Source organism: Pseudomonadota bacterium (assembly GCA_010028905.1).
Classification (GTDB): domain Bacteria; phylum Vulcanimicrobiota; class Xenobia; order RGZZ01; family RGZZ01; genus RGZZ01.
Genome location: RGZZ01000236.1, coordinates 1 through 7,711 on the forward strand (window position 1 = coordinate 1; position 7,711 = coordinate 7,711).

Sequence of the window (7,711 nt, forward strand, 5' to 3'; positions counted from 1 at the left end):
ACGACCAGCGGGCTGCAGTGGTCGACGCCCAAGGGCCCGCCGTTCAAGATCCCGCCCTACACCATCTGCAAGGTCCAGCTCATCCAAGAGACCCGCCATCCCATCGACCTGGTGGTACCCGAGCTGCTCGAATCCCTGGGCGGCGCGAAGTGACCGAGGCCGCCGCCAAACCTCGCCCGCGCGTTCGCTACAAGCGCGTGAGCACCCCCACCCTGCTCCAGATGGAGAGCGTGGAGTGCGGCGCCGCGTCGCTGGGCATCATTCTCGGCTACTTTGGCCGCTGGATCCCCCTCGAGCAGCTGCGCACCGACTGCGGGGTGTCGCGCAACGGCAGCAACGCCCGCCACATCGCAGAGGCGGCGCGCAACCACGGCCTCGACTGCAAGGGCATGAAGGCCGAGCCGTCCGACCTCCCCACGATTCCCCTGCCCGTCATCGTGTTCTGGAACTACAACCACTTCCTCGTGGTCGAGGGGGTCAGTACCGACTGGGTGTACATCAACGACCCGGAATCGGGGCCACGCCGCATCACCTGGGATGACTTCGATCGCAGCTTCAGCGGCATTCTGCTGAAGTTCGAGAAGGGGCCCTCGTTCGAGCGCAAGGGGAGCCCCCCATCAGCCGTGCGCGGGCTCTTCGAGCGCATGCGGGGCAACACCCTGAACCTGCTCTTCGTCTTTCTCACCAGCCTCGCCCTGGTGGCCCCCGGCATCGTGGCGCCCGCCTTCATCCGCATCTTCATCGATGACATCCTGACCAACGGCAACGTCAGCTGGATCCTCGCCCTGCTCATCGCCATGATCGTGACCATCGCAATGTCGGCCGGGCTGACGTGGCTGCAGCAGTACTTCATCGCCCGCATGGAGACCGGCCTCGCCCTGCTCTGGTCGGGGCGGCTGTTCTGGCACGTGCTGCGGCTGCCCATGTCTTTCTACATGCAGCGCTTCAGCGGCGACATCGCGTCGCGCGTCGAGCTCAACGACGGCGTGGCGCAGATGGTGAGCGGACGACTGGTCTCGGCCATGCTCAACCTGCTGATGCTGGCGTTCTACGGCATGGTCATGTACAGCTACTCCGCCCTGCTCACCGGCATCACCGTGGCGCTGGCCCTGTCGAACGGGCTGCTGCTCATCTACACCGGGCGCGTTCGCACCGACCTCAACCGACGCCTCGCCCAGAGCGGCGGAAAGCTGAGCGGCTGCACCTTCAGCGGTCTGCAGATGATGGATTCGCTCAAAGCCTCGGGGCGCGAGGGCGATCTGTACGCGCGGTGGTCCGGCTACCAGGCGCAGGTTCTGTCATCAGAGCAGGAGCTGGGCGTGACCGCGCAGCTGCTGTCGACCATGCCATCGCTCACCATGAACCTAGGCAATGTGTTCATCCTCACCATCGGCGCCGTGCATGTCCTCGAAGGCAGCATGTCGGTGGGCATGCTGGTGGCCTTCATGTCGCTGGTGGGCAGCTTCCTCGCCCCGGTGAACATGCTGCTCGAGTACGCCGGAGACATCCAGCGATCGATGGGCGATCTGAGCCGCATCGACGACGTGCTGCGCAACCCGGCCGACCCGTGGGGCCAGGACGGGATAGCGCCCGACGCCCCGAAGCGCCTGAGTGGCCATCTCGAGCTGCGCGGCCTCACCTTCGGATACAGCCACAGCGACCCGCCGCTCATCGAGAACTTCAACCTCGTCGTCAAGCCCGGCCAGCGTGTGGCCCTGGTGGGCGGCACCGGCAGCGGGAAGAGCACCATCGGCAAGATGATCGGCGGCCTGTACCAGCCCTGGGGCGGCGAGATCCTGTTCGACGGGGTTGCGCGAGAGAAGATCTCGCGTGAGGTGATCACCTCCGGCCTGGGCTATGTCGATCAGGAGATCGTGCTCTTCGACGGCAGCATCCGCGACAATCTCACACTCTGGAACCCCGCCTACGATGACGAGACCCTCGTGCGCGCGCTGCGCGACGCCTCGCTCGAGCACGAGATCCTCGATCGCGTCGGCGGCCTCGACTCCACCATCCGCGAGGGGGGCAGCGACCTCAGCGGCGGGCAGCGGCAGCGCCTCGAGATCGCCCGCGCCCTGGCCCTCGAACCCGCCATCATGGTTCTCGATGAAGCCACCAGCGCCCTCGACGCGCTTGTCGAGCGAAACATTGACGCCCGCCTTCGGGCGCGCGGAATCACCTGCGTCATCATCGCCCATCGACTCAGCACCATCAGAGACTGCGACGAGATCATCGTGCTCGACCACGGTAGGGTGCTGCAGCGCGGCACGCATGACAAGCTCATCAAGCAGGAAGGGGCCCCGTACTGGGAGCTCATCCAGGCCGAGACCGCGGCCAACGCCGCTGCCGTGAAGACCGCCGAAGGGGGGGCCGGAGCATGAGCAGCCCCCTCATCGATGCCGTTGCCGCGCTCGAGGCCGCCGCGTGGGAAGAGGGCGGAGCAAACCATCCCATCGACCTCGACGACGCCGATGCCGCCTGGTTCGTGGCCCCCGTCGACGGCACGTTCGTTCAGCTCTTCGAGGTGGCGCCAGCCGTGGGCGGAGGCCCCGGCACACGCACCCCCCTGATCGAGATCCCGGCGGGCGGGGTGTTCCTCGGCGCCGAGCCCATCGACGGCCACACCCTGCTGGGCGTGGGCAGCGCGGGTGCGCGGGTGCTGCGCGTTCCGCTGACGTCGCTGGGCGATCTCACCCTTGACGGAGAGAAGCAGAACGCGCTCGAGACGGCGGTGCGTCAGTACCTCGACCTCGTGGCCAGAAGCTACGCGGTAGAAGTCCCCGCCCGCTGGAGCGCCACGCCGGAGTCGGCCTGGCGCGAGCTGAAGCTGTTCCAGGCACTGGCCATGGAGGCCGCGGTGCGCGCATCCGTAGCGCGCGCCGACCGCCTTGCCAAGGGCGCGCAGGCCCGTCATGCCGTCGAGCGCGGAACCCTGGGCGCCGCCGTGATGAACCTGGCCGCGGTGCTGGGCAGCGGTGGAGCGTCACGCGCGGCAGTGCGCGGCGCGAGCAACGAGGAGGTGCTGCTGCGCACCTGCATGGTCATCGGCGAGCGCGCCGACATCACGTTCAAGCGACCGCCCCAGTCGAGTCGGGCCACCAATGTCGACCCCGTGACGCAGCTGGCCCGCGCGGCCCACGTCTATGCGCGCGAGGTCTCGCTGCGCGGCGAGTGGTACAGACGCGACGGCGGACCGCTGCTCGGGTTCACGCGCGATGACCCGCACCCCGTGGCGCTGATGCCGCTCTCTGCCACCCGCTACGAGATGATCGATCTCGTCGAGGGAACGCAGAAGAAGATCGGCCCCGCCGAGGCGCGTCTGATCGACGTGCGGGCGTTCTCGTTCCAGCGCACGCTGCCGGATCGCGCCCTCGACGTGCTCGACCTCATGCGCTTCAGCATGAAGTTCACCCGCGCCGACATGACGCGCATCAGCATCTTCGGCATGGCCATGTCGCTGCTGGCCATCATCACACCGATGGCGACCGGGTTCCTGGTGAGCACGGTCATTCCCCGCGGCCTGCACAAACAGGTGCTGAACGTGGGCATCGGCATGCTCACCGCCACCCTCTGCTCGGCCGCGTTCCAGCTGGCGCGATCGGTGGCCATGCTGCGCCTCGAGGGGCGCATCGATGCCGATCTGCAGGCCGCGATCATGATGCGGCTGCTCAACTGCCAGCCAGACTTCTTCCGCCGCTTCACCGCGGGCGATCTGGGGCAGCGCGTGCTGGGCGTCAACCAGGTGCGCCAGATCATGACGGGCGCAAACCTGCAGGCCTTGCTGGGCGCCGTGTTCTCGGTCTTCAGCTTCTTGATCATGTTCGTCTACAGCCCAGAGCTCGCCATGGTGGGCTGCCTGCTCATCGTGGTGATGTTCGCCTTCACCGTCTGGGCAGGCCTCACCTACACCAAACGCGCCCACCAGATCGCCGACATCACCGGCGAGCTGAGCGGACGCGTTCTGCAGCTGCTGCGCGGCATCGCGAAGATCCGGCTCTCCGGAGCCGAGGGGAGCGCGTTCAACCGATGGGTCGAGGCGTTCTCGAAGCAGCGGCGCCTGACCCTCGAGAACCGCCTCGTCGAGGCCCAGATCGCGGCGGTGCAGGTGGCCTTCCCCACCCTCACCACCTTCTTCTTCTTCCTCTACATCGCGGGCAGCGGCACCGCGGGCACAACCACAGGCGCCTCGTTCATCGCCTTCTACGGCGCCTTCGGACAGTTCCAGGGCGGCATTCTCGGGCTGGCCGGCGCCCTCAACTCGCTGCTCACCATCGCCCCCATCCTGCGGCGCGCCCAGCCCCTGCTCGAGGCCTCCCTCGAGCGCGACGACACGCGCCCCGATCCGGGGGTGCTCAGAGGCGGGCTACGCCTCGAGAACGTCGGCTTCCGCTACAACCCGGAGGGGGCGCCCATCCTCGAGAACGTGAGCATCGAGGTGAATCCGGGCGAGATGGTGGCCATCGTCGGACCGTCTGGCGGCGGCAAGAGCACCATTCTGCGCCTCATGCTCGGGTTCGAGCGGCCCGAGACCGGTCGGGTGCTCTACGACGATCAAGACATGAAGCAGATCGACGTGCAGGCGGTGCGCCGCCAGCTCGGCGTGGTGCTGCAAGATGGAAAGCTCATGGCGGGCGACATCTACACCAACATCGTGGGCAACGCCCTCCTCACCCTCGACGACGCGTGGGAAGCGGCTCGCGTGGCGGGCATCGCTGATGATATTCGCGCCATGCCCATGGGCATGCACACGGTGCTCACCGAAGACGCGGCCTCCTTCTCCGGCGGGCAGCGCCAGCGCCTGATGATCGCCCGCGCCGTGGTGGCCCGGCCCAAGTACCTGTTCTTCGACGAGGCCACGAGCGCGCTCGACGCCGTGGTTCAAGACGAGGTGACGCGCAACCTCGACGCTTTGAATGCCACGCGCATCGTCATCGCCCATCGGGTGAGCACCATTCGCCACGCCACGCGCATCTACGTGATGCAGCACGGCCGGGTGGCCCAGGTCGGCACCTACGACGAGCTGCTCGCCATCGACGGCCCCTTCGCCGAACTGGTGAAGCGCCAGCTGGCCTGACCCTCGCAGAGAAGGCCTGCCGTCAAGGGCCCGACATGGTCGCCGCGCAGTGCGCTCAGTGCTCCTCTTGCGTGTCGAGCACCTTCACTGTCGCGCCATCGGAAAGGTCTTGAACCCCCTGCATGGCGACCTTCTCGCCCGCGGTGAGGCCCTTGGTGACGAGGGCATGGGTCTCGTTCTGGATGGCCACGGTCACCTCACGGCGCTTGGCGGTGGCGCCATCGATCACAACGACGAAATCGCCGCTCTCGCTGTGCCCGAGGGCATTGACGGGCACGAGCACGCCGTTGAAATCGCGAGAGCGCAGGCGCACCCGCACCGCGAGACCGTCGACCAGGCTCGCATCAGACGACGTGAGATCGAACGTCACCTTCACCGTGCGCGTGGCCTCATCCCACGCGGGAATCACCTGGGACAGGCGCGCGGCGTACGACTTTGCGCCCTCGGCGAGGGGCGAGAACCAGACCTGGGCGCCCTTGTGGATGAGCGCAAGCGTTCTCTGATCGACCGAGGCCACAAGGGCCAGCGTCTTGTTGTTGACGATGACGAACAGCGGCGCTCCGCCAGCGGAGACCGACTGCCCGGCCGACACGCTCACGGTCACCACCGTGCCGCTCACGGGCGAGCGCATGGCCGGATCTTCGGCCGACACCCTGAGCTTCTCGGTCTGGGTCAGCGCCTGCGTGAGACTGGTGCGAGCACCGTCGAGCTGGGCAGCCTGCGCTGAGACCTTGGGCGTGCTCGAGCGCGCGAGGCTCAGGGTGTCTTCGGTGGCACGCAACCGCTCGTGCGCCTCTCGAACCCGATCTTCCCCGAGGCGCAACGCGAGCAGGGCCGCCTCGACCTGGGTGTAGGGAACCGCCTTGCCCTTGTAGAGACGCTGCTTGCGCCGGAGCTCAGTGAGCAGCGACTGCTTCTGCAGATCGGTCTCGTGAAGCTGAAGGCGGGCCTGGTTCACCGCCAGCTCCGCCTGGCGAACATTGCTGGCCTGCTGCACCTGCGACAGCGCCAGCTGCTCCTGCAGCTCGATCACGTGCGCGCGAGCGGTGGCCACGTTGACCTCCTGCTCGGCCAGCTTCGCCCGCACCGAAGCGTTGTCGATGTGCAGCAGCGGCTGACCCGCCGTCACCCGAGCGCCCTCGCGCACCAGCACCTGCGACACCACACCCGAGGTCGCCGCGCTCACGCTGGCGCGCTCCTGGGCTTTGAGGTACCCCCCGAACGTGGCCATGTCCGGAAGCGTGCCCGTCTTCACCTCGACCGTCTCGACCCGGGGCAGCGGCGCCGCCGCCCGGCTGCGACAGCCCGCAGAGAGCAGGGTGACAGCCAGGGCCGCGCTGACCAGCAGGCCCGTTGAGAACCGCCTGAATGCAATCCGAGGGCTTGTCATGGTCGCTGCTCCGCTCGCTTCTGCCAGGATTGGGGTTGGGGGGCGCCGGACGGAAACTCCCAGTCGACCCGCAGGTCGGGGGGAAGCTCGACCGGCCAGTCGGTGGCCGTGGCCCGCATCCACTCGATGCGGGAGAGATAGTAGTTCGCCACGATGCGCGCCAGGGTCTCGCGGGCCGAGATGTACGAGTCTTGCGAGTTGAGAAGCTCGATGATGCTCGAGACCCCCTCTTCATAGCGAAGCTCGGCGATCTGCAGCGCTTCTTGCGCCTTGCGCACGGTGTACTGGGCCGATTGGCGCTGCTGCCACAGGCTCACGAGCTGGGTGTAGGCGGAGGTCACTTCCCTGGCGACGGCGCGCTTCTCTTGCTCGAGGCCCTGGCGCACCTGCTGGAGGGTCTCGCGCGCGATGGCGCGCTGCAGGCGCGCCGCGCCACCGTCTCCGAGGTTGATCGAGAGGTTCAGGCTCACCAGCCAATCGTTGTCGACATTGCCGTTGTTGCCGTTCAGCCCCTGATAGGTGGTGGAGAGCCCGAGCGTGGGGGTGTTGATGCGCGCCGCCGCTTCGATCTGCGCCTGCGCGGCCGACTCGGCCCACCGCAGGGCGGCCAGCTCAGGCCGACGGGCCAGGGCCTGATCGAGGCCTGGCTCAACTGAATCGGGGGGAGGCGGCGGATTGATGACGGGCAACACGACGTCAACGGGAGCGTCGGGGCGCAGACCGAGCTGGGTCAGCAGATCGATGCGCGCCTGCTGGGCCTCGTTCTGGGCGGCTTCGAGGGCCTGCTGGGCCTGGGCCTGGGCCGATCGGTTCTGCAGCACATCGTACTGCGCCGCCACGCCCGCGTGGAACAGGCTCTCCGATGACTTGAGACCCCGCTGGCGCTGTTCGAGGCGCGCCTGCGCGATGCGCACCAGTTCGAGGGAGAGCACGGTCTGCACGTATCCCCTGTCGACCGCGCTGAGAAGACCGAACAAGGCGGTGCGGTAGTTCTGGGCCGACTGCTTCGACGCGAGCTTCGCCTGAAGCACGCCCCACTTTACGCGCCCGAACGTCGAGATGGTCTGCGAGATCGTCACCGCGGCGTTGTACTGGTAGAAATCGTTCGCACCGTACTGCCCCCCCGGCGTGATGACGCGCGAATCGTTGCTGCTGAGTGAGAACGTGGTGCGCATGGGCAGCTTCTGCACCTCGACATTGGCCCGTGCGATGCGCAGATCGGCCAATCCGCTGAGCAGGCTGGTGCT

4 protein-coding genes are annotated in these 7,711 nt (G+C 67.5%); 2 read left to right on the forward strand and 2 right to left on the reverse strand.

From position 1 onward, the window contains the following. Positions 1 to 221 precede the first annotated feature (221 nt). Complete coding sequence (locus EB084_15320; GenBank protein ID NDD29627.1) at positions 222 to 2,381, forward strand: NHLP family bacteriocin export ABC transporter peptidase/permease/ATPase subunit; 2,160 nt, start codon at positions 222 to 224, stop codon at positions 2,379 to 2,381. After that, the gene (locus EB084_15325; protein NDD29628.1) at positions 2,378 to 5,074 is read left to right on the forward strand and encodes an NHLP bacteriocin export ABC transporter permease/ATPase subunit; all 2,697 of its coding nucleotides are present in this window, start codon (positions 2,378 to 2,380) and stop codon (positions 5,072 to 5,074) included. The genes EB084_15320 and EB084_15325 overlap by 4 nt, the downstream gene beginning before the upstream one ends. 55 nt (positions 5,075 to 5,129) lie before the next feature. On the opposite strand, the gene EB084_15330 is transcribed toward EB084_15325, so the two are convergent. Beyond that, positions 5,130 to 6,464, reverse strand: a complete 1,335-nt coding sequence (locus EB084_15330) for an efflux RND transporter periplasmic adaptor subunit (protein ID NDD29629.1) — start codon at positions 6,462 to 6,464, stop codon at positions 5,130 to 5,132. Then, entirely contained in the window at positions 6,461 to 7,690 is a 1,230-nt protein-coding gene (locus EB084_15335; GenBank protein NDD29630.1) for a TolC family protein, read from the reverse strand. Before EB084_15335 ends, EB084_15330 begins: the two co-directional genes overlap by 4 nt. Between the last annotated feature and the right edge of the window lie 21 nt (positions 7,691 to 7,711).

What these genes read in the sequence shown, in the direction of transcription:
- EB084_15320 (NDD29627.1), top strand. Translation starts at nt 222, where the DNA reads ATGGAGAGCGTGGAGTGCGGCGCCGCGTCGCTGGGCATCATTCTCGGC.
- EB084_15325 (NDD29628.1), top strand. Translation starts at nt 2,378, where the DNA reads ATGAGCAGCCCCCTCATCGATGCCGTTGCCGCGCTCGAGGCCGCCGCG.
- EB084_15330 (NDD29629.1), bottom strand. Translation starts at nt 6,464, where the DNA reads ATGACAAGCCCTCGGATTGCATTCAGGCGGTTCTCAACGGGCCTGCTG.